Genomic DNA, 21,480 nt, shown 5'->3' on the forward strand with positions numbered 1-21,480 from the left:
CAGCTTTCCAGCTCCAGTTGATCGTTTACCGTAAGATTAAAGGGTGCTGGTTTCCGGGCCAAAACAGAGTCTCCGAGCTCGTGAACAATAGCTCGAATTGTAGCACATTTCCGCTTAGGAATTAACCAGACGGAACACTAGGGTGATTGTGCCCGGTTTTCCCCATCATATTGTCCAACGCGGCCATGACCGCCAACCCGTGTTCGTCGAACGCCGTGATTTTGAGTACTACCTGGCAAACCTTCAGGAGTGGAAGCAGGTCTATGAGCTGGAGGTGTTCAGCTACTGCCTGATGACGAACCATGTTCATCTGGTCGTTCAGGCAAACGACAATGTAACCGCAATTCCTCAATTGATGAAGCGCCTGGCTGGTCGTCAGACACGCTTTGTAAATGCCCTCGAATAACGCAGTGGTTCGCTCTGGGAAGGGCGCTACAAGATTAGTCCGATTGATACAGATGCCTATCTGTTGGCTTGTTGTCGCTATGTGGAGCTCAACCCAGTTAAAGCAGGGATGGTGGATAAACCTGAGTTGTATGAATGGTCGAGTTATTCTGCGCGGATAGGGTTGTCACAATGTCATTGGCTGGATGAGCCCGACACATTTACGGCACTGGCTGGGAGCCGCCAGATGAGGGTTGAAGCCTATCAGCAGCTTGTTGACCAGGAAGATGCTTCGCCGTCAGATGAATTGATCCGCGCGGCAATCAACAGCAATAAGCTGACCGGCGGCAACAAGTTCGTGGATGAAATTGAAAACCGTATCGGTATCAGAGTTGAAACTCGTAAGCCGGGGAGGCCTGCATCTAAAAAATAGATCTGTCCCGGTTTTCGGTCGTCCCGGTTTTCGGTAATGAATCAGTAGCGGGCAATTTTCAGCGGCCTGCGAGGGTTGTCAGGTGCAATCTGCGAAATGTGGATACCGGGTTTGAACTACCTTATTGGGTATAACAAGTGGCTGTTGACGGACGCACCTACGCTGGCGCTCTGGTGCGCCGAAAAGCCAAAGCGTTAGGCGTTACGATGTCGATTTTAGACCAACTCGATTTTGCTGAGTGAACAATTCATTCGAGGAGAATTGGCTATGAAAAAAACAGAGAAAGTGTCTGTAAAGCTTTACGAGGGTGGATACGAAAGGAGACCTGATGCAGACAAGTTTGGGCTATCTGATACGAAGTTCGAGATTAAATACGATTCACATACGTATCAAATCGAAGACGTTGGTCCTGCGGATGTATTTCTGACATCCACAACGCTAATAGCGGCTGGCGCCGGTGTAATCTCCGCAGCAATCACTGGAGCATTCGCATATTTGGCGAATCGTAAAGGAGGTCATATTACGATTACTGGTAAGAACGGCGCATCCATTGAGGTCCCGGAAGGCACTTCAAAAGAGGAAATAGACTATTACATTGCGAAAGCAAAAGAGATTGACGCAGACTCGCTATTAGTATCGGGATCCCCAGAAAATCGAAAGGGGAAAAAGAAGGGGCGTATATAGTCGCCTAACAAGGCCAAGCAGCATCGCGCACTATGTGCGCTGGACCTTGCTACGCTCGGCTCGGGTTGTTGGTCAATGGGCTATTATAACGGTTAAGATCGGCGTCGTTTATTCAGCCAGGAGCCACGCCATTACCGTGCCACTGCCTCGTTTATATTCTTTCCGTCGTTGCCCTTACGCTATGCGCGCTCGGCTCGGGATCTTGTTTGCCGGGCTGACGGTGGAGCTGCGGGAGGTCGTGCTAAAAAACAAGCCGGCGCAGATGCTGGCGGTCAGTCCCAAAGGCACGGTTCCTGTTCTGGAGCTGGCAGGAGGTGACCGTTCCGAGAGGCTCGTTATTGAGGAAAGCAGGGAAATCGTCGAATGGGCGTTGCGGCAGAGTGATCCGAAGGGTTTGTTGAACACTGATTTAGTAAGCGCTAATGCCCTGATCGACCGCAACGATAACGAATTTAAACACTGGCTGGATCGCTATAAATACGCGGATCGCCACCCAGAACTCTCCCAGTTGGATTACCGGCAAAAGGCTGAGGTGTTTTTGCAGGCGTTGGAAAGCCTATTGGCCAAGAACCGGTATCTCCTGGGGAGCAATATCAGCATCGCTGATATTGGCGTCATGCCCTTTGTGCGCCAGTTCGCCCATGTGGATCGGGAGGTGTTCTACAGTCTGCCCTATCCGAATTTACAGCGATGGCTGAGGGGGTGGCTGGAACATCCAGTGTTCCTGCAGGTAATGGTTAAATGCCAGCCGTGGCAGGAAGGCAATGAGTTGGTGGTATTTCCACGAACAACTGCAGCAACCTTGAAGTGTTCTAGTGCAATGAGTGCATCAAAATAATGGCTTAGTCTAAGGCCAGTAACCACGCCCACGCCCCCCCCCCAGCAAACAGGAGAGCGCCATTGCCAATCCTGGAGCCAGAAAGCTGGACGAACTCTTAGCTAACGTGATTTTGTGTCGACATCCTTTACATACCTATCTGGCATGACAAACCCGCTATGTGCAGGCGTTTGATTCTGAAATACAAAAATACTGTGGCACACAGAGTGCTTTATAGCGTGGTCGGCATTTAAATCCAAAAAAGGAAATTGTCATCATGTTTAACAACAGTTACATGCGAACGCTTCTGGCTGTGCTTCTGAGTTTCTGGGGATTGCACGCCAGCGCAGTGCCTCTGATCTACGATGAGGCTGTGGATGGTGATCTTAGTTATAGAAGTGATGTCTATATTAGTCAGCCTTTGGGTTTTGGCGCCAATATGATTTCTGGCACTGTATCCTCTACGTTCGTTTCCGATAACGATGGCTACGATTCTGACTTTGACTTATTTAACGTACTTATGCCGGCCAACGCCATTCTCCAAAGTGTCTCGCTTGATTACGCTTCAGGCGACGGAGGAAATGGGGAATTCGCGAGTTGGTTTGCTGTGTACTTTTCTGGTCCTGTCGTTGCTGCAAGCGGACTGACCGGAGGCAGCTATTTTTGGGAAGTAAATCGTGAATTACCGGAATTACGCTCTGTAGGTCTGAATGTTCTGCCAGATGGCATAGTTAACGATTACACCATCACTTTCAATGTTATAGAGAAAGTCTCAGCGGTTCCTGAGCCCGGCTCCCTTGGCCTGTTGAGTGTTGCGCTTTTGGGGTTAGGAATAATGCGGCGCCGCAACGCCTGAAGGCAATCGCTCCAGGGAAGGAGCCTCCGGACAGAAGAAAACCGGGACGAAGAAAACCGGGACAGAACTATTTTCTCGGCTTCCCCCTCTATTTTTTCCTATCCCTGCTGAGACGGATCCTTCATATCCATATAGCACTCGCGTATAGCCCATAATTGCACCAGGTTTCCCGAGGCCTTGTGGCACAAGGCCTGTGGGTGTTTAACCCTAGGTTCCTAACAAACTTATCCACAGATTTTGTGAGTAACGTACGTGGCAATACCGGTTTACCCATGAGCCGGTACTGACCAGAATCCCTTGCCTTACGTTTTTGAACGCCTGCTCACTGACGGGCCAGGGTTTAACGGGAGCCTCCATGAAAGCTGTACTTGATGCCTATCTGAATACGTCGCTGGTGCTGCGCATTGGTATTGCGCTTGTTCTTGGTCTGGTTGTTGGATTGGTGGGCGGGCCCACGGTGGCTGAATGGCTGGACCCTTTGGGGGAACTGCTGCTTCGGTTGCTGAAGTTCCTGGTTGTGCCGATTGTCCTGTTAACCCTGATGGTGGGAATCAATCAGGCCAATCTTGGCAGTATGGGGCGTGTGGGCCGGAAAATGCTGGGCTTCTACGTGCTCACTTCGGCGTTGGCGATCACGGTGGGGCTGGGTGTAGCGTCTGCTTTTGCACCTGGCAGTGGCTTGGAATTGACGTCTTCGGAGAGTGTCGAAGTGCCGGAGAATCCAGGCTTCGTCCAGGTACTTCTGAATATTGTTCCCACCAACATGGTTGAGGCCTTTGCTGAGCCGAACCTGCTGGGGATTATCTTCACCGCGATTGTTTTTGGCATTGCTCTGCTGAAGCTGCGTGAGTCAAAGGCTCACAGCGAAGTCGCAGAGCGGGTGTATGGCGTGGTTTCTGGCCTGAATGAGGTCACCATGAAGGTGATGGCCGGGGTGCTCCAGTATGTTCCGATTGGTGTGTTTGCGATTGTGGCCAGCACGGCAGGTGACCAGGGTATGAACACGATACTGGCCCTCGGGGATATGGTGATGGTGTTGTACATCGCCCTGGCGGTACAGCTGGTGGTCTACGGGGTTCTTATGCGCCTTAACGGCGTTAATCTTATGGACTTTGTTCGTGAGGCACGGGCCCCGGTCGCCACGGCCTTTGCCACCCAGAGCAGCTCCGGAACGCTGCCCCTGACCCTGAACGCGGCGCGGCGTTTGGGGGTTCCCCAGAGTATCTATGGCTTCAGCCTGCCGCTGGGCGCCACCATCAATATGGACGGGGCCGGCATCCGCATTGCCATTTCTGCCGCCTTTGCCGCCAATGTGATAGGGGTGCCCCTGGACTTTGTCACCATGCTGGAAATCGTTCTGATCGGCACCCTGGCCTCCATCGGTACGGCCGGTGTGCCGGGCGCGGGTATCGTGATGATTGCTACGGTGTTTGCTCAGGTGGGCCTGCCCATTGAAACCGTAGCACTGCTGGTGTCCATCGATGCCCTTGTGGGTATGGGGGCCACGGCCATGAATGTGACCGGGGATCTGGTGTGTACGTCGGTGATTGCCCGTTCCGAGGATAAATATGAGGCGGTAGAGGCAAGCTCAAGCCAGGCGGTGCCAGAGGAACAGTTGTCCTAGGGCCGCGAGGCCTGCGATCCGTCTGTCGGTCAGGCCGACCTGCTGGAGGAAGCCCAAGGGCCTAGCCCTCGTAAATCATTTTGCGGGTCATACCGCCGTCGATTACGAAGTTCTGGCCGGTCACAAAGCGGGCCTCCGGCGAAACCAGGTAGGCCACCATAGCAGCCACGTCCTCGGGTTTGCCGACACGCCCACTGGGGTGTTGCTCATGATCAGTAGCAGGCAGAGGCTGTGGTTCAGAGGGCGCATGAGCCTGCCAGGCACTGACATCTATCCAGCCAGGGCTGATGCTGTTGGCTCGCACATCGGGCCCCAGGCTCATTGCCAGAGCGTGGGTCAGGGCGAGCAGGCCGCCCTTGCTTGCCGCATACGCCTCGCTATTGGGCTCTGACTGCAATGCTCGGGTAGAGGCTATGTTGACGATGCTACCCCGGCGTTGGCGCAGGTGCGGTACCGTGTGCTTGACCAATAAAAAGGCGCCGGTCAGGTTGACGTCGATTCGTCGTTGCCACTGATCCAGTTCAAGCATTTCTATGGGGCCAGTGTCTGGATCAGCCAGCCCCGCATTATTGACCAGAGCGTCCAGCCCCTGGCCCCATCTCGCGGCCTCCTCTACGGCCGAGGCGACGTCGGCCTCGCGGGATACATCCGTGGTGATCATTAGCAAGTTGTCCGGATCGCCGAAATCCTGCCTGCATGCGCTGATGGCTTCTGCATTCTGGTCCAGGACCACCACTTGCCAGGCCTTGTCCAGGAAGTGGGCGGCAATACCCTTGCCGACGCCCTGGGCGCCGCCGGTTATGAGTATGACCGGGGATTGCTGTGTCATGTGTCTGGGCTCCTATTGATCAGGAAATGGGGGCAGAGCTAGAAGAATAGCGGGTCAGGTCCGGCTTTTTCTATGCGTGTTGTCTGAAAGATAGTTGACCCTGATGGCTGAAACTGGCTGTCTAAACGTATTTCGGCCTCAACGGCTTTGCCACCATGACGTATTCCGGAGTCTGGTGAAATAAATCGTTGATACTTTGGCAGGCGATCGATGAACTGGACGCTGCGTTGTAGGTGGTTGGCAACTTTGCAACGGAGTTAGTCTGTGGTGGACTATCTGGACGCTTGCGATGTGCATTTGGAGCCCGCAGCCAGATGCACACTGTCAGGTGCAATGACGATGCAACTGTCCTACATAAGCAGTGATAAAGGCCGCTTCCTGAAAGACCTTCAAACCCGTATCGGCAAACGCAATCGGCAGCGGGTTGGATGCCAGGGTGGATTTGATCAGTGCCGGTGGTAGCAGGGTCACAGTTAACTCAGTATCGGTGATCAGTTGAATGGCCGCTTCCATTTTGAAGCTGATGGCGCCGCCGGCAAACTTGCCTTTCGGCATCCGCTCCTTGATCGCAACACGGGTGACCCCGTACTCGGTCATAAGCTCCGCAAAAGCCGCCTGGAATCGCTTCAGGTCTTCACGGCTATGGTCTTTCGGCAGTGACAGTTTGCGAACCTTGCACTCCGGCAGGTAGAACTGCCCCCTGTCCATATTCAGCAAACACACCACCGCATCGCTGCCCGTCAGTTCAACTCCGCATACAATCATAGCCATTGTCCTCTGTGCTCCGGTTGTGGTCAGCCACGAATGACTTTACCAGCATGCACTCGTCCGATGTGGTTCTTGGCAAACTTTTACAATTGACTACATTTCGCTCTTTCATTTCTTTTCAATAAAAACATAAACTTGCGCCGCAATAAAAAGTAACCTAAATAAGAGGTAGATAATGAAAAAGGCAGCAATTGTTGGAGTAATCGCCACTACGGTTTTGGTTTCTGGCTGTGCCCACCGCGTCGCTGATCTGACGGTCGGCAGTACCAAGAACTACAACATCAATTCAGCGAGTTTTCTGAAGGGTGATCGGGTAACCGGCGAGGATATCGTTCCCGTTGTTCTGTTCCCGCTCGGTATTCCCAATGTCAAGACAGCGGTAGATGACGCGATTGAAAAGGATCGTTGCGCAGTTGGTCTGACTGACCTTGTCATAACCAGTCTGCAGCAGGCGTTCCTGGTTGGCCGGATAGGGTTCCGTGTGGAGGGTAATCTGATTATCGACGAAGAGATCGACGGTTGCAGCGCAAACGCATAGTTCAGATTCTTGCACGCTAAGTACCTGGAATTCTCTCGGCCGACAGTTTCTGTCGGCCTTTTCAACTCCGAATTCCCAAAGCACGTTTTTGTTGCTCGGCCACAGTGGCCGATGTTTCCTTGGCGAATAGTTACAAAAATCCTAAGGCGCCAAATCAAAGACTGATTTATGTTGCACATCTGATCGAATGAAGGAAGTAGCACAAGGGTGTCTGACAAATGGATTTGAGCCTAGCCTATACCCTTATTGCTGAATTCTGGTATCTGTTACCTCTTGCCATCATGCTGGGTGTAATCAAGTCGCCCTGGTTCAAAGGTAAGTTTGGCGAGTTTCTGGTCAACCTCTCCGCACGGTGGTTACTGGATAAATCCCGCTACCATCTCATCAAGAACGTTACCCTCCCCACAGAGGACGGCACCACGCAGATTGACCATGTTCTGGTATCGGAATTCGGGGGCTTCATTGTCGAGACAAAAAACATGAAGGGCTGGATCTTCGGTGGCCCTCATCAGCGCTTCTGGACCCAGAAGATTTTCCGCTCCAATCACAAGTTCCAGAACCCGCTGCACCAGAACTATAAGCACGTAAAAACGCTCCAGACATTGCTCGGGTTAAACGACCATCAGGTGCACTCGGTGGTGGTGTTTGTGGGGGACAGCACGTTCAAAACACCCATGCCGGAAAACGTGACTCAGGGGCTGGGGTATGTTCGTTATATCAAGTCGAAGATTGATCCTTTGCTTAGCCTGGAGCAGGTGGCGGAGGTTCGGGAGAAGGTGGCAGCTGGCCGCCTCAAGGCATCTTTCGCCACCGACCGGGCCCATGCTCACCATGTGAGAAATTTGGTCGCCGTGCGCTACGGTGAAGCGCCTCGTCGGCCGAGTAGGGGGCGCCTCAAGTTCTTGGTTTTTCCAGCCTTGATGTTGGGCGTCGGCGCGATCGGAATGAACGCCTATTGGAATTTTGCTTCGCAGGCGATGGCAATAGACACAAAAAGGGTGCCTGAGCACAGGGTTGAAAGCGCACCGCAGCCCACTCGTCATAGACCTGAAAGCGAGCCCAAAACCGATTCACGGACGGTGGAGCCTGAGCCTTCGTCAAGTGCTGTTATTCAGCGTGTTCATCAATCTTCCTCCGAGTTTCTTTTGGCGCGGCAGGAATGTAACTCCCTGATTGCGGCTGCTATTGGTAGCTCGGATCCGCGCCTTCTAAGAGACAGGGACAAGGCGTGTGCTCGGTATAAGGTTTTGCGAGGGGAAGAGCATTGAATCAGAAAGGGGAGCGCCCCTGGGCAAGTAACCTAGTTCAGTCGATAGAATGGACGATCATAATCGAGACTGGTTGGCCGCTGGTCTGGCGAACTGGTTGTGCCTTCTCCTGTGTAGAGAATATTGTTGTTGATGTAAACGACATTGTACTCGTCGATCTGGAAGTCGGCGCCATTGAACTGAGTCACATGCGACGAGAGTTCGGTAGCGGTGAGGCCGGAACTCAGCAAAACATCTTCACCCAGTGTGAAGTGGCCTGATGAAGTAGGATTTGGAGCCTCCGGTAACGGGGTCGTGCAAGCGCTATCGATGTAATTCTCGATACTTGTGGAGAATGCGCTGCGGGTGAAAGAGACCGTTACGATATCGTAGTGCGACTCGCCCGCCACGTGCCCGCATGGCTTCTTCCAGGTGCCCTCGAGTACCGTGACTTGATCGGGTGGCGTCACGGGGTTGCTATCGTCGTTCCCGTCAGACGCACCTGAACCGGGAGTGGTATTCTCGTTGGCTTTCTCCAGGTCGCTCCCACTACCGCCGCCTCCGCAGCCGACCATTAATGCCGAAATAAAGGTGCACGCTAAAATCCTTTTCATCGTTCTGTTTCCTTACAATGTTATCTAAATAGAATATTGTTATATCATTATTGCATAAGGTGGGTGACCGGGATAGACCTAGCTCTCTCTGGAGAGGGCGGCTTACTTTCCTGTTCACCAGATTGCGCTGAGGTGTTCCGATCGCCGGCTTCTGGAGTCAGCGCCGCTGCTGGCTATAATGGCCCTACTTCCAACCGTTGCAGAAAACGTTATGCCAATCGAAAAGATTAAGTGGTCAGGCGCTGTTTTGAATAAGCTTCCGGTGTTGGTAATTCCATTGCTGTCGTTAATCTCCGGCTGTACCAACGTGGCCGGCGATGTCGCCAGGGCCATTCATCCGGCGCCGTCGTCTGCTCTGGACGAAAACACGCTGTTTTCCGTTGCCAGTGAGTTTTTCATCGGGGAGGGCTATTTGTGCGATGCCACGCCTGACCCGAGTACGCTTCGGTGTGCCAAAGAACTTCGCGATCTTTATATTCACCAGACCCAAGCGGTGGTGCAGATTTATCCCGGCGACGAGGTGGCGTATCCCCATACTTTGGTGACGTCTCGATGGGATGAAGGGCTGATTCCGGGTGAGTTTGTTTCCAGTGAGTTCACGAATTCCGATGTGACGGCGTTTTGTGAGTACCTGCAGGCGCAGGCGTTGGGGAGTTGCCGATTGTTGACCGAACACCGCTCTGCCCGGGGCCCGGAATGATCAGGCCGAGTTGCTACAGCTGTCGGAAAAAATTTGACCCATCCGAGCTGAGGCTTTCTTACTCAAAAAACTACTGTGAGGGCTGCGGCGTTGGGCTGTTTGGTGACGAATACTTTAGTTTCGCCAGAAAGCCCGCTCCAACGACTCGGAAGAACCTGGCTGTTCATGTGGCCGTGCTTCTTTCTGTGGTTGCCGGCTTGTCGTTATGGCTTCTGGTGGGTAGGGCTTGACGGCTTCAGCCTGTTCGTAGACATCCCGCAAGAAAAGTACAGCAAAGTCCGGTACAACGCCGAGCTTGGATTGGTCACTGAGCCCCATTCGACCGTCTGCCGGCATGGATGCACAGTTTTGCAAATACTACCGAGCCGTACCCGGGAACCGTCTGATTGTGTGGTAAGCGAACTCCGTGAGGTAATCGTTGACCGCCAGCGAGGCTTCCGCCGCTTTGCTCTCGTCCCCATGGCAGATGGCCTTCAAGGTTGCTGCATGTAGTTTGCCGGCAATTCCGAACTCACGGTTGAATGACTGAATGTGAGCGAACCAGAACCGCCTTGAGAGCCCCTGTAGGGGAAGAATGGCCATGGTGAGGTATTCGTTCTGAGTGGAATCCGCAACGGCACGGTGCACCTTCTTCAACGTCTCTCCATACCGTTTAGGGTTTCCATAAAGGGTCTCGTCCAGCAGCTGTTCTGCGAGCTGCAGCATCGCTTCTTTCTGCGCGACGGTTGAGCGATGAGCCGCAAATCGTACCGCCTGTTCTTCTAGGGTTCTCCTGACTTCAAGCAGTTTTAACTGTACTTCGACCGACATTAACGGAATCAGAATCCCTTTGCGCGGATGTATCTCGACCATCTTTTCTGCTGCGAGTTTCTGAAGCGCTTCTCGAATAGGGGTTCTGCCCAGCTCTGTCTGCTTCATCAGCTGACTCTCCGAAACCATGGTTCCTGGCTCCAGTTCCCGGAAGGTAATCAACTGCTCCAGCAAATTGTAGGCAACGTCGCTTTTGTTCTTCATCCGTCAGGGGCTGCTTATGGGTGAATGTTGGAAAAGGATTGATCGCCAGCATAGCAAAATGATTTGACACTGACTATATCTTCTGAATACGATTGATGTTCAACTGATATATCACAACAACAAGAGGTGAGTATTATGGAATTCAAATCGTGGAAAACAGTGTGCCGCTATGAGCAGCAGCCGGATCTTCCGGTTCTGGATGAGGTAGATGTTCTGGTGGTTGGCGGCGGTGCCGCCGGGGTTGCAGCCGCAACAGTGGCTGGAGAAGCCGGGAAATCAGTGCTGCTGATCGAGAAGTATGGTTTCTGTGGTGGCGCGGCTGTGGCTGGAATGTCAGGCACCATTTGTGGCATGTACCTGGCGAGGGAGCAGCACCCGGATGGCCCGGAGCAGGTGGTTTTCGGGTTTACGGAGAGATTTCGCACGGAACTGCGCCGTCGGGGCGGCCTGACTGAGCCGCAGGCCTACGGCAAAACGTTCACAGCAACCCACGACCCTCTGATGTGGAGAGAGGCAGCAGATCAGTTCCTGCTGGAGGCCGGCGTCAAGCTCTACCTGCATACGGCGGTAACCGGCGTGATCATGGAGGGCGATCATTTCCAGGGTGTTGTGATCGAATCCAATGCCGGGCGCTCTGTGGTTCTTGCGAAGCGGATCATTGATGCATCAGGGGATGCGGCGGTCATCGCACGGGCGGGGCATCGCTATTTTTACGGGGACCAAGGGCGAATCCAGAATCCAACGATGTTCTTCCGCGTGGGGGGCGTCGATATCGATACCTATCTGGACTATTACGGTGACAATACCATTTGTCCGCCGAAGGTCACGGCGGCCATTGATGAGGCCAGGGAAACCGGTGAATACAACCTTCCGAGAAATAAAATCTGGATGTTCCCGACGACTCGACCAGGTGAACTCATGGTGAATGCGACCCGTCTGGCTGGTCAGGATGGTCGGGTTCTGAACGTCATTGATCCTGCAGATTTCACTGAAGCAGAGATCGGAGGACGATTACAGGTCAGGGACTACACAAAATTCCTCAACAACTTCGTGCCTGGTTGTGAGGGTGCCTACGTGGTGGATACGGGGGTCGAAGTGGGGATTCGCCAGACGCGTTCTATAGTCGGCGTTGAGATGCTTACCAATGAAGACGTCGTCAATTGCCGGAAGAGAGGCGACGGGATTTGTCGGGTACCTTGGCCCATTGAGCTTCACAATGGCGAAAAGCCGAAGTTGCACTGGTTGCTGGATGATTACTACGAAGTGCCCTATGGCGCGCTGCTTCCGGAAATCGGAGAGAACATTATTGTTGCGGGGCGATGCCTGAGTGCTGAACATGAGGCACTGGCTTCTGCCCGTGTCACTGCACAGTGCTTTGAATATGGCCATGCTGCGGCTACAGCGGCGGTTTACTCTCTCAACGCAAGCGTTCCTATGCGCAGTATTGAGGGTACAACTATTCGCGCAATGATGCGTGACAACGGCAGCGCTCTCTGAGGACAACATAATGAAAACAAAACAAAATCTTCGTAATCCCCTTCGGGACCTGACGCAGGAAAACATCTCTGCGGGTTTGCTGGCCGCTATCTTCGGGTGTGTTGCCACATCTCTCATTATCATTAACTCGGGAGCGCAGGCAGGGCTGACGGATGGCCAGATCGTGAGCTGGCTGTTTTCGTGCTGGTTCTTTGGCGGGTGTATTGGTGTGTATCTGGCCTGGAAAACGGGCCAGCCGATCAGTGGCGCCTGGTCGATTCCGGCGGCAGTGATGCTTGGCGGAACTCTCGGACATTTCCCGTTTGAGGAAGCCGTGGGTGCCTATTTCATGGCTGGCGCTATGGTATTTGTGCTGGGGATAACGGGGTTGGTGAATCGCATCATTCGCCTGATCCCTATGCCTATTATCATGGCGATGATTGCAGGTGCCCTTATGCGGTTTGCGACGGGCATAATGGGAGGGGTGTCGGACCTGCCCCTGATCGCAGGGGCGACAGTGGCTACTTATTTCTGCTCTCTGGCTCTTCTTCCCAGGGTGACACCCATTATCCCGGCGCTCGCGGTTGGGTTGTCGCTGTTCTTCGTCTTTGGTGAAGCCGCACCGGTCGCAACAGCCGCCCAGTTTCAGCTGCCTGGTTTCTATATGCCTGCGTTCTCATTCGAGGCATTCATCGCCATCTCGTTGCCTGTTGCCATTCTGGTGGTTGGTGCAGAAAATGCTCAGGCGACAGGGGTGCTCATGAGCGAGGGGTACAAGCCGCCGGTGAATACCATGACCACGCTGTCGGGAATTGGAGGCATGATCGCGTGCTTTTTTGGCGCTCATAATGCCAACATCGCCGGGCCAATGACTGCCATCTGTTCGTCCGAGGTAGCAGGGAGCGAGAAAGAAAAACGCTATGTAGCTTCGATAATCTGTGGGCTGATTTGCCTGACTTTCGGGATCCTTTCCAGCTATGCCATCAGCTTTATCAAACTTGTGCCCCTGGCTCTCATCGCCACTGTTGCAGGGCTGGCGATGATCAACGTCTTGCTTCAGTCACTGCAACTGGCGTTCACAACCGAGAAAAAAGCGTCCTTCCAACTCGGTGCTTTCACCGCTTTTGTTGTTGCCTTGAGTGGCGTTAGTTTTCTGAACATCACTGCGCCATTCTGGGCATTGGTGGCGGGGTTGGTCATCACTCTGATTACAGAGAAGCAGCAGTTTAAACAACTGTTGGTCCCGCAAACGCCATAACTCCCATCCCGCTCTGGAAACGGCCAGACTGTCGAACCAGTCTGGCCTTGGAATCGATGCTCCTGAAACAGTCCTCCCGCCGGCAAAAGCCTGGTCATTGGCCGGTCGTAGCCCCTGGGCCAGCTCTCTCGCGGATCTGTTTGGTGAATCGTTGCCAGAGTAGATCCGGTTATTTGGGTAACCTGGACCTCTTTTCTGGGGTCATTTCCCGCTCCCACTCAGCTTCATCTCCCGGCGCTGGCAGAAACCGGCCAAACTCGATCATCTGAGTGGCTGGAATGTCCTGCAGGTAGATCCAGACATCCTCAGCAGTTATGCCCGCAATTTGGGGTATCTCTTCAAGCATCTGGCTCATCAGGGCCTGCTTCACCTCGGGACTGCGGCCCTGCCGTACCAGGCCGTGCACATATACCTGGGGCGCCTTGTTCGCGCTGCCACCTATAAAGTGATCGCCCTCATTGGTGGAGAAAAACAAAACCTGGGCGAAAAAACGGGGAGCACCGGTTTGCTCGCTATGGGCCGTTGTTATAGCCTCCGCTATCTGTGATTTCTGCTGTAGCGACAGGGAAAGATTTGCGACTGTGACAGTGTAAGTTGGCATGAGGAAATCCTACCGAATCAGGTGATCTGGTTTCACTATAGCAACGATATTTCAATCCAAGTGGCGCTCGCCTACTCGATAATACACTCTTCGAAAACCTACCTTCAGATGCGTGACAAGAAGTACCCTATCACCATATCAAGCGAAGGGTGTGACACGAGGAGGACGTGTATTGAATCAGAAAGGATTACTCACCGTATGGAATGACGCCAAGGGATTCGGCTTCATTACGCCGGAGGGCGGCGGTGAACGGGTGTTTGCTCATATCAGCAGTTACGCAGGCCGTGGCCGGCCGGCTTCCAATCGCAAGGTGACTTACAGCCTCACGAAGGATGGTCAGGGCCGGCTGAGGGCAGGGCGGTTCCAGTACGCCAGAGCAGCAAAGGTTGGTGCCAGCATTGCGCCGGGAGTCTGGGCGGCCGCGGCTGTTGTGCTGGCATTGTTTGCCGCGCTGGCTGGCCTGTTTCATCGCGGTTATCTTCCGGTCTCGATCCTGGCTGCCTACGGTGGGGTGAGCCTGGTGTTGTTTGTGATGTACTGGATCGATAAGCGGGCGGCGCAGCGGGGTGGCCAACGCATCGCGGAAAAAACGCTGCACTTGTTCGAGCTTTGCTGTGGTTGGCCCGGCGCGGTTTTAGCCCAGCAGATTTTTCGGCATAAGACGCGGAAGGGCAACTATCAGTTTGTTTTCTGGCTGGCGGTGCTGGCCAATCTGGGTGCTGTGGGGTGGCTGCTGCTGGCTCCGGAGGCGATGAGTTGGCGTCAACAATTGGGCTTTGATTTGTCGAAGTCTCTGCGGCCGCTCGTCTGGAGCCCGAAATGATCAAGCCCAGTTGCTACAGCTGTCGGAAAAAATTTGAGCCATCCGAGCTGAGGCTTTCTTACTCAAAGAACTATTGTGAGAGCTGCGGCGTTGGGCTGTTTGGTGAGGACTACTTCCGTTTTGCCAGAAAGCCCGCTCCAACCACCCGGAAGAATTTGGCTGTTCATGTGGCCATGCTTTTTGTCGTGATTGCCTGCTTGTCGTTATGGCTTTCGATGGGCGAGGCATGACGGCTCGAGCCTATTCGTAGACATCCCGCAAGGACAGTAAGGCAAAGTCTGGTACAACGCCGAGGCCGGGTCGGTCACTGAGCCACATTCGGCCGTCCGCCACTTCCGGGGCACCCGTGGCAAGCTGCGCTGTGTTGTAGTTGTGCAAATCGGTGGTGTTCAATAAGGCTCTGGGGGACGTGCTGGCGGCGAGGTGCGCATAGGCCGCCGTCGCGATGCCACTGCCCCATGCGTCTTCAATGGTCATGGGAATGCCGGCGTCGGCACACACATCCCGAATGATCCGGGAGGGCGTCAGCCCACCGAACTTGCTGACCTTCAAAGCAATTGCGTCCATGGCATCGTCTCTGAGTCCACGCTGCACCTCATCCACGGTGTTGAACGCTTCATCCAGTTTGACCACATGCCTGGCACGCCGCCTGACTGACAGGCACTCGTCGTAACTGCGGCAGGGTTGTTCAAGGTAGATATCCACGTCATCAATGGCCTTTGAAAATCGCAGTGCCTGATCGCGCCGCCAGGCGCCATTGATATCGCCAACCCAGAGTTCATCCGGTTGTTTGAGTTTGCTGAGCCTGCGAATCAGGTCGATGTCTTCGTCCACCTCATGGCCCAGTTTGATCTGGATGTGCCGAAAACCCTCGGCACGATAACGGCCAAGCAACTCTTCCATTTCCTTTGGCTCGGCCAGTGGAACAATCCGATGCAGGGGCATGGACGGCGATTGAAGCCCGCCAAGCAGGGTGTAAACGGGTAGTCCACACGCTTTGCCCAGGAGATCCCAGCAGGCAATGTCGATGGCCGCCTTGGCGACAGCCTGGCCGGTGAGCGCCTGATTCATTCGTTCCTGAATTACCGACACTTGCCGTGGGTCCTGGCCGAGTACCTCAGGTGCCAACACTGACAGGCAGGAAGGAAGGCCCTCGGCAAAAGCCGCCATGTAGTTGGGGCCGCAGGGGCACACCTCACCATAGCCCTCCAGTCCCGTGTCTGTTGAGAGGGCAACAACCGTTGTTTCGAAGACCTGATGGGAGCGGCCGCCAGCAAAGGCATAGGCTTTCCCGGTGTATTCCAGATTCGCCGTGTAGACCGCCATTCGCTCGATTCGCATAAGCAACTCCGCCCTGACTGGAATCCTTATGGAATAAAGTTAGTTCACCGGTGTACGAATAGATAGCGGCGCCAGTCAATAGTTTCCATTTTTGAAACCTCGTGATATGGTTTCAAAAAAAGAAACAAGGAACGTTTGTGCACATTATTTCAAGAAAACCGTTCAATGATGCTGCCAAGCAGTTTCCCAATGATCGGGAAGCTCTGGTGAATACCTACACCACTTTGCGAAATGGACGGTTTGAAACACCTGGGCAGTTGCGTCAGGTGTTCCCGTCTCTGGACAATTTCAAATACCGGGACAAATGGTGGGTTATCGACATTGGCGGCAACAATCTTCGGCTGATTGCCTTCATTGAGTTCCGTGATAATCGTATGTACGTAAAACACATTTGTAGCCACGCCGAATACGACCGGCTGACCGACAAATACCGTCGCAATAGGGAGTGAGGCTTATGTTATCGCCTGCTTTTGTTGAGATTAGAGAAGCGCTGGCTCAGGTGCCTTTTGTGGCTCATATTGAGACTCAGAACGATTATGAGCGTGCGTTGGAGCTGATGGACCAGTTGGTGGACGACTACGACGCCAATAGGCTTCTCATTGAGGTTCTGGCTGTCAGCATTGAGCGCTGGGAGGACCAGGCTGCAGAGTTTTCCGACTTTAATGCCGCTGTTGCTGAAACGGACCGGGGGATTGCTGTGCTGAAAACTCTGATGGCTCAACACGGCCTTGGGGTTGCTGATCTGCCGGAGTTGGGTTCAAAGGGTAATGTGAGCAAAATTCTCAATGGCGCTGAAGGAAAGAAGTTGACTCGCAAACACATGGAGGCTCTCGGCAAGCGGTTTGGGGTGTCTCCGGTACTGTTTTTCTAGGATGCCTACGTATTCAGGAACCCCGTTCAAGCTCCGACCTTACCAGCGGGAAGCCGTCGACGCCACGCTGAATCATTTTCGTAGATCCGACAAGTCAGCGGTCATCGTGCTGCCAACCGGCGCCGGCAAAAGCCTGGTCATCGCCGAGCTGGCCCGTCTTGCCAAGCGTAAAATCCTGGTACTGACCCACGTCAAAGAACTGGTGGAGCAGAATCACGCCAAATACCAGAGTTATGGGTTGGAAGGGGGTATTTTCTCTGCCGGGCTGAAGCGCAAAGAAAGCCACCACCAGGTGACTTTTGCCAGTGTGCAGTCGGTATCGGCGAATCTGGAACAGTTCCAGGATGAATACTCGTTGGTCATCATCGATGAGTGCCATCGGGTCAGCGGTAATGAAACCAGCCAGTACCAACGGATCATCGAGTTACTACGGCAACAGAATGATGCCCTCAAAGTGCTGGGGCTGACCGCCACGCCTTATCGTCTGGCCATGGGCTGGATCTATCGCTATCACTACCGGGGCTTTGTTCGCGGCTCTGGTGAAGAGCAGGACAAGCCCTTTCAGCACTGCATTTACGAACTGCCATTGAGCTATATGATCAACCGGGGGTATTTGACCCGGCCTGAGTTGGTGAACGCGGCGGTGGCGCAATACGATTTCTCCGCGCTGGCGCAGGACCGCTTTGGCGAGTATGCCGAGAAGGACGTCAACCAGCTGCTGAGCAAACACAAGCGTGTGACCCGTGCGATCATTGAGCAGGTGATGGAACTGGCCGCTGAGCGCCAGGGGGTAATGATCTTTGCGGCCACGGTGGACCATGCGCGGGAGATCACCGGCTATCTGCCGGAACACCAGACCGCCCTGGTGACCGGCGCGACCGATCAGAAAGATCGGGACATGCTGATTCAGCGCTTCAAACAGCGGCAGTTGAAGTATCTGGTGAATGTGTCTGTGCTCACCACGGGCTTTGATGCGCCCCATGTGGACGTTATCGCCATTCTTCGGCCTACCCAGTCGGTGAGCCTGTATCAGCAGATTGTGGGCCGTGGCCTTCGCCTGGGCGACGGTAAGCAGGATTGCCTGGTGATTGATTACGCGGGCAACCACGTGAATCTGCATCACCCGGAGGTGGGCGAGCCGAAACCGAACCCGGACAGTGAGCCGGTGCAGGTATTCTGCCCAGGCTGTGGCTTTGCCAATATCTTCTGGGGCAAAACCGATAGTGACGGCCGTGTGACCGAGCACTACGGGCGCCGTTGTCAGGGGCTTCTGGAGACTGCGGACGGGGATGAACCCGCCGCGCAGAACGGGCGCCCTCAGCAGTGCGATTACCGTTTTCGTTTCAAGGAATGCCCGCACTGCGGTGGCGAGAATGATACTGCCGCCCGCAACTGTCACCAATGCCAGAAAGCCATTATCGACCCGGATGATCAACTGAGAGATGCCCTGAAGCTCAAGGATGCGATGGTGATCCGTTGCGCTGGGATTACATTAAACTTTAACGGGAGCAAACTGAAGATCACCTATCACGGCGAGCAAGGGGAAGAACTCAGCGAGTCGTTTGATTTCAGCAGGCCGGCGCAGCGCACTGTTTTTAACCGGCTGTTCGGGCGTCGTTTTGCAAACAGCCAGGCCCCGAAGCAGTTCAGTAGGGTGGGGGAGGTGCTTGAGTTGAAGGCTTTGTTGCCTGCACCGGATTTTGTAATTGCTCGCAAGCAAAAGCACTACTGGCAGGTGCAGGAGCGGATTTTTGATTATCAGGGTAGCTATCGTAAGGCGAATGAGGCGTAGAGCCTGGTCGCTGTTAACCGATAATCGCCGGTGTGACCAGTGCGCCTCCGACGAGCAGGCCGACGAAAAGACACGACGCCAGGATAAACGGCTTCAGCCCCAGGTGCCGAAGAGCTTCAATCCGGGTCTGATATCCGAGAGCTGCCATCGCCATCGTCATGGCTATCTGCCCCGCAAGGACCAATGTACCTTGGGCTGTCTGGGGTAGATGCAACAGACTATTCAGTACGACAACGGCGACAAAGCCAAACGCGAACCAGGGAATCGTGAGCTTGCCTGTTGTTTCGTCAGCGTCGTCACCTTCATTTCGATACCGTGACCAGATCTGGCCGATAACCAGAAGGAATGGGACCAGCAACATCACCCGAACCAGTTTCACAATGACTGCATTGGTCATAGCGTCCGGACCAACGGCATTTCCAGCGGCCACGACCTGTGCCACCTCGTGCACTGTGGAGCCAATGTAAATACCGTACAGCCCCTGGTCCCAGCCCAGCAGCGGATACATCACTGGGTAGATGAACATGGCGAGGGTGCCGAACAGGACCACTGTGGCTACCGCCATAGAGGTTGCCGCCGGCCGCGCGCGAATGGCCCCTTCGGTGGCAAGCACCGCAGCCGCACCACAAATTGCGCTTCCTGCACTGGTAAGGATGGCTGTATCGCGATCCAGCTTGAGCCACCGTGTGCCTAGCCAATAGCCTGCGGTTGTAATTGTCAGAACGACCAGTGTGTCCAGCACCAGAATTTTTGGCCCCAGGCCCAACAACTGCTGCACCGTGAGGGAAAATCCGAACAGGACGATCCCGGCCCTCAATAACCATCGGGAAGCAAAGCCAAGTCCGGCTGCCACGCCATCCAGTTGTTTTCCTACACGGAGATTTCCAACTACGAGGCCCAGTATCAACGTAAACACTAAAGGCCCCAAGCCTGTTTCACGAACCGGGGGCAAAGCCGCGAGGCCGTAGCCGGTCAACGTCAGAAACGCGCACAACCCTAATCCCCTGAACATTTGCGATACTCCTAACTTTATGGAATATGCTTATTCTAATGAGTTTTTATATATCTACTAAATGGTTGTTTTGTGTTTTGGTAATCGATTTTATGTATGTTTGGTTGGGGACTATCGAAACGCCTCTGCCGGCTATAATGGACGACCATTTATCTTTGTAGAGAACCCTATGCCAATCGAAAAGAATCAGGTGGTCCTGTTTCACTACAGTGTCCGTGATGAACAGGGCAACGAAGTCGAAAATTCCCGTGGCGGTGAGCCGAACGCGTATCTGCATGGCCATGGCGGCGTTATCCAGGGCCTGGAAGAAGCTTTGGAAGGTCGCGAGGCCGGCGATACGTTCAGCGTTACCGTCACTCCGGAAAAAGCCTACGGCCCGCGCAAGGCCGATGCCGTGCAGCGCGTGCCGGTCAAGCATTTGATGGGTGCCAAACGCTGGAAGCGGGGCATGATCGCCCAGGTGCAAACCGAGCAGGGCCCGCGCCATGTGGTCATCGCCAAGGTCGGCCTCAAATTTGCCGATGTCGACACCAACCACCCGATGGCCGGTAAAACCCTGACCTTCGATATCGAAGTCATCGAAGTACGCGCCGCCGATGCGGAAGAGATCGCGCACGGCCACGCACATGGGCCGGGTGGGCATCACTGAGGGGTTGAAGGATTAAAAGGGGGAGTATATGCACATCGGAGTGATCGCAGATACCCACAGCAAAATGCGCCCCGAAGCGTTGGAGGTCTTGAGAGGTTCTGACCTGATCCTTCATGCCGGTGACGTTGGCCGGGATGAGGTTCTGGGCGCGCTGGAGGCGATCGCGCCGGTGGTTGCCATTCGCGGCAATATCGACAAAACGGGCCGGGCTTCGACGTTTCCCGATGTTCAGGATCTGGAGTTCCTCGGCCACGCAATCTACATGCTCCACGATGTCAAAACCCTCGACATTGATCCGCAAGGCCGTTACCGCGTGGTGATCGCCGGCCATTCCCACAAGCCCCGTAATGAATGGATCGGCGACGTGCTTTACTTCAATCCCGGCGGCGCCGGGCCTCGGCGCTTTACCTTGCCGATCACGGTGGGGCGGTTGGAGGTGAATGAAGGCGGTGTGTCTGGTGAAATCATTGAGCTGCCGGTTTGATCAGTTTGGAGAAATAGACCTGTCGCGATTTTGTCACGCGTTTCTTTCGGCAATCAGGCTGACGCCTGCTTTCGGTCTTATTCGTTGGTAAGAGGAGGCTCTTTTGCAAGCGCCGACAACATAAGCCAATGGTTGATCGAGCGTGCTAAGTCCACGCGACCGTGCAGGCGAATGTCGCCCCGCTCGATTGCTGGCGCCAGTGCCCGCTTACCAATCCAGATCGGCCCGAGGATGCCGCCACTGAAATGGCTCGTGTCGTGCGTCCAGGGGGGCGACTGGTATTGGCGGTCTGGACACCGGATGGCAACGTTTTCGGAATGTTCAAGGTGATCAAGCAGTACATGCCAAAGCCCGAAGGCCAACCGCCAGCGTCTCCCTTCGCGTGGGGGAATACCGAACGGCTAATGGAGTTGCTGGGCGACGCCTTTGAGTTGCGCTTTGAGCGGGGCACTTCCTACTATCGCGAGCCTGATGCCAAGGCCGCATGGCGCACTTTTGTGGAGGGTTATGGTCCTGTACAAACGCTTGCGGGCAAGCTTGATGCCGAGCGCCGAAATCGGTTTGAGTCTGATTTCGTGGCTTTTCATGAAGAATTTCAAGACGAGCTCGGTATCACGGTACCGCGCGACTACCTGATTGTGCAGGGAGTCCGTCGTTGAGCGGCG

The 21,480-nt window shown here is 54.3% G+C and carries 27 protein-coding genes; 19 read left to right on the forward strand and 8 right to left on the reverse strand.

The genetic code is table 11. From position 1 onward, the window contains the following. Positions 1–142: 142 nt before the first annotated feature. The 6 genes from AC13D2_RS15230 (at position 143) to AC13D2_RS15255 (ending at position 4,798) form a co-directional block, all read left to right on the forward strand. The gene (locus tag AC13D2_RS15230; protein WP_482938875.1) at positions 143–406 is read left to right on the forward strand and encodes a transposase; all 264 of its coding nucleotides are present in this window, start codon (positions 143–145) and stop codon (positions 404–406) included. A 225-nt stretch (positions 407–631) separates the two neighbouring features. Next, complete coding sequence (locus tag AC13D2_RS15235; RefSeq protein WP_482938876.1) at positions 632–817, forward strand: hypothetical protein; 186 nt, start codon at positions 632–634, stop codon at positions 815–817. A gap of 267 nt (positions 818–1,084) precedes the next feature. Continuing rightward, complete coding sequence (locus tag AC13D2_RS15240) at positions 1,085–1,501, forward strand: hypothetical protein (protein WP_292048928.1); 417 nt, start codon at positions 1,085–1,087, stop codon at positions 1,499–1,501. A 136-nt stretch (positions 1,502–1,637) separates the two neighbouring features. Beyond that, a complete protein-coding gene (locus AC13D2_RS15245; RefSeq protein WP_292048929.1) occupies positions 1,638–2,339 on the forward strand; it encodes a glutathione S-transferase in 702 nt (233 codons plus the stop codon). Between the two features lie 256 nt (positions 2,340–2,595). Then, positions 2,596–3,174, forward strand: a complete 579-nt coding sequence (locus AC13D2_RS15250; protein WP_292048930.1) for a PEP-CTERM sorting domain-containing protein — start codon at positions 2,596–2,598, stop codon at positions 3,172–3,174. Positions 3,175–3,529: 355 nt separating this feature from the next. Further along, positions 3,530–4,798: a dicarboxylate/amino acid:cation symporter gene (locus tag AC13D2_RS15255; RefSeq protein ID WP_292048931.1), complete on the forward strand. Its 1,269-nt coding sequence runs from the start codon at positions 3,530–3,532 to the stop codon at positions 4,796–4,798. 61 nt (positions 4,799–4,859) lie between these two features. Here the strand turns inward: AC13D2_RS15255 and AC13D2_RS15260 are convergent, their stop codons facing one another. After that, positions 4,860–5,627, reverse strand: a complete 768-nt coding sequence (locus AC13D2_RS15260; RefSeq protein WP_273065991.1) for an SDR family oxidoreductase — start codon at positions 5,625–5,627, stop codon at positions 4,860–4,862. Positions 5,628–5,951: 324 nt separating this feature from the next. Beyond that, on the reverse strand, positions 5,952–6,392 hold the full coding sequence (locus AC13D2_RS15265; protein WP_273066057.1) for a DUF3010 family protein: 441 nt from the start codon (positions 6,390–6,392) through the stop codon (positions 5,952–5,954). A 178-nt stretch (positions 6,393–6,570) separates the two neighbouring features. On the opposite strand from AC13D2_RS15265, the gene AC13D2_RS15270 reads away from it, so the two are divergent. Together AC13D2_RS15270 and AC13D2_RS15275 are read left to right on the forward strand one after the other, a co-directional pair. Continuing rightward, entirely contained in the window at positions 6,571–6,933 is a 363-nt protein-coding gene (locus tag AC13D2_RS15270) for a hypothetical protein (protein ID WP_273065994.1), read from the forward strand. A gap of 218 nt (positions 6,934–7,151) precedes the next feature. Then, positions 7,152–8,201 carry a nuclease-related domain-containing protein gene (locus AC13D2_RS15275; RefSeq protein WP_482938877.1) on the forward strand — a complete coding sequence of 350 codons (1,050 nt, stop codon included), beginning with the start codon at positions 7,152–7,154 and terminating at the stop codon, positions 8,199–8,201. A 32-nt stretch (positions 8,202–8,233) separates the two neighbouring features. Here AC13D2_RS15275 and AC13D2_RS15280 read toward each other — a convergent pair whose 3' ends face one another. Further along, positions 8,234–8,794 carry a hypothetical protein gene (locus tag AC13D2_RS15280; protein ID WP_273065999.1) on the reverse strand — a complete coding sequence of 187 codons (561 nt, stop codon included), beginning with the start codon at positions 8,792–8,794 and terminating at the stop codon, positions 8,234–8,236. A gap of 247 nt (positions 8,795–9,041) precedes the next feature. On the opposite strand from AC13D2_RS15280, the gene AC13D2_RS15285 reads away from it, so the two are divergent. Next, on the forward strand, positions 9,042–9,494 hold the full coding sequence (locus AC13D2_RS15285) for a hypothetical protein (protein WP_273066002.1): 453 nt from the start codon (positions 9,042–9,044) through the stop codon (positions 9,492–9,494). Positions 9,495–9,608: 114 nt separating this feature from the next. Here AC13D2_RS15285 and AC13D2_RS15290 read toward each other — a convergent pair whose 3' ends face one another. Then, positions 9,609–9,830: a hypothetical protein gene (locus AC13D2_RS15290; RefSeq protein ID WP_482938878.1), complete on the reverse strand. Its 222-nt coding sequence runs from the start codon at positions 9,828–9,830 to the stop codon at positions 9,609–9,611. A gap of 21 nt (positions 9,831–9,851) precedes the next feature. Then, on the reverse strand, positions 9,852–10,508 hold the full coding sequence (locus tag AC13D2_RS15295; RefSeq protein ID WP_273066004.1) for a GntR family transcriptional regulator: 657 nt from the start codon (positions 10,506–10,508) through the stop codon (positions 9,852–9,854). 135 nt (positions 10,509–10,643) lie between these two features. On the opposite strand from AC13D2_RS15295, the gene AC13D2_RS15300 reads away from it, so the two are divergent. Continuing rightward, positions 10,644–12,005: an FAD-dependent oxidoreductase gene (locus tag AC13D2_RS15300; protein WP_273066006.1), complete on the forward strand. Its 1,362-nt coding sequence runs from the start codon at positions 10,644–10,646 to the stop codon at positions 12,003–12,005. Between the two features lie 10 nt (positions 12,006–12,015). Then, on the forward strand, positions 12,016–13,242 hold the full coding sequence (locus tag AC13D2_RS15305) for a benzoate/H(+) symporter BenE family transporter (protein WP_292048933.1): 1,227 nt from the start codon (positions 12,016–12,018) through the stop codon (positions 13,240–13,242). 169 nt (positions 13,243–13,411) lie between these two features. Here the strand turns inward: AC13D2_RS15305 and AC13D2_RS15310 are convergent, their stop codons facing one another. Beyond that, positions 13,412–13,843 (reverse strand): tautomerase family protein, encoded by a 432-nt coding sequence (locus tag AC13D2_RS15310; RefSeq protein WP_273066011.1) that lies wholly within the window; start codon positions 13,841–13,843, stop codon positions 13,412–13,414. A 172-nt stretch (positions 13,844–14,015) separates the two neighbouring features. Between AC13D2_RS15310 and AC13D2_RS15315 the strand changes: the two genes are divergently transcribed. Both AC13D2_RS15315 and AC13D2_RS15320 read left to right on the forward strand, forming a co-directional pair. Further along, on the forward strand, positions 14,016–14,666 hold the full coding sequence (locus tag AC13D2_RS15315; protein WP_273066013.1) for a cold shock and DUF1294 domain-containing protein: 651 nt from the start codon (positions 14,016–14,018) through the stop codon (positions 14,664–14,666). After that, entirely contained in the window at positions 14,663–14,896 is a 234-nt protein-coding gene (locus AC13D2_RS15320) for a hypothetical protein (protein WP_273066014.1), read from the forward strand. The genes AC13D2_RS15315 and AC13D2_RS15320 overlap by 4 nt, the downstream gene beginning before the upstream one ends. 10 nt (positions 14,897–14,906) lie before the next feature. Here AC13D2_RS15320 and AC13D2_RS15325 read toward each other — a convergent pair whose 3' ends face one another. Next, entirely contained in the window at positions 14,907–16,007 is a 1,101-nt protein-coding gene (locus AC13D2_RS15325) for a mandelate racemase/muconate lactonizing enzyme family protein (RefSeq protein WP_273066015.1), read from the reverse strand. A gap of 137 nt (positions 16,008–16,144) precedes the next feature. Between AC13D2_RS15325 and AC13D2_RS15330 the strand changes: the two genes are divergently transcribed. The 3 genes from AC13D2_RS15330 to radD are packed head-to-tail and all read left to right on the forward strand — an operon-like array spanning position 16,145 to position 18,670. Then, on the forward strand, positions 16,145–16,456 hold the full coding sequence (locus AC13D2_RS15330; RefSeq protein ID WP_273066017.1) for a type II toxin-antitoxin system HigB family toxin: 312 nt from the start codon (positions 16,145–16,147) through the stop codon (positions 16,454–16,456). Positions 16,457–16,461: 5 nt separating this feature from the next. Continuing rightward, positions 16,462–16,878: a helix-turn-helix domain-containing protein gene (locus AC13D2_RS15335; RefSeq protein ID WP_273066020.1), complete on the forward strand. Its 417-nt coding sequence runs from the start codon at positions 16,462–16,464 to the stop codon at positions 16,876–16,878. Between the two features lies 1 nt (position 16,879). Next, positions 16,880–18,670 (forward strand): DNA repair helicase RadD, encoded by a 1,791-nt coding sequence (radD, locus tag AC13D2_RS15340; RefSeq protein ID WP_273066022.1) that lies wholly within the window; start codon positions 16,880–16,882, stop codon positions 18,668–18,670. A gap of 13 nt (positions 18,671–18,683) precedes the next feature. Here the strand turns inward: radD and AC13D2_RS15345 are convergent, their stop codons facing one another. Further along, entirely contained in the window at positions 18,684–19,682 is a 999-nt protein-coding gene (locus tag AC13D2_RS15345) for a YeiH family protein (RefSeq protein WP_273066025.1), read from the reverse strand. Positions 19,683–19,851: 169 nt separating this feature from the next. On the opposite strand from AC13D2_RS15345, the gene AC13D2_RS15350 reads away from it, so the two are divergent. From AC13D2_RS15350 to AC13D2_RS15360, 3 genes are all read left to right on the forward strand, one after another. Beyond that, entirely contained in the window at positions 19,852–20,331 is a 480-nt protein-coding gene (locus tag AC13D2_RS15350) for an FKBP-type peptidyl-prolyl cis-trans isomerase (protein ID WP_273066027.1), read from the forward strand. Positions 20,332–20,359: 28 nt separating this feature from the next. Then, the gene (locus tag AC13D2_RS15355) at positions 20,360–20,815 is read left to right on the forward strand and encodes a metallophosphoesterase family protein (protein WP_273066029.1); all 456 of its coding nucleotides are present in this window, start codon (positions 20,360–20,362) and stop codon (positions 20,813–20,815) included. A gap of 245 nt (positions 20,816–21,060) precedes the next feature. After that, on the forward strand, positions 21,061–21,474 hold the full coding sequence (locus tag AC13D2_RS15360) for a hypothetical protein (RefSeq protein WP_273066031.1): 414 nt from the start codon (positions 21,061–21,063) through the stop codon (positions 21,472–21,474). Positions 21,475–21,480: the final 6 nt, after the last annotated feature.

The organism is Marinobacter sp. B-12 (assembly GCF_056857915.1).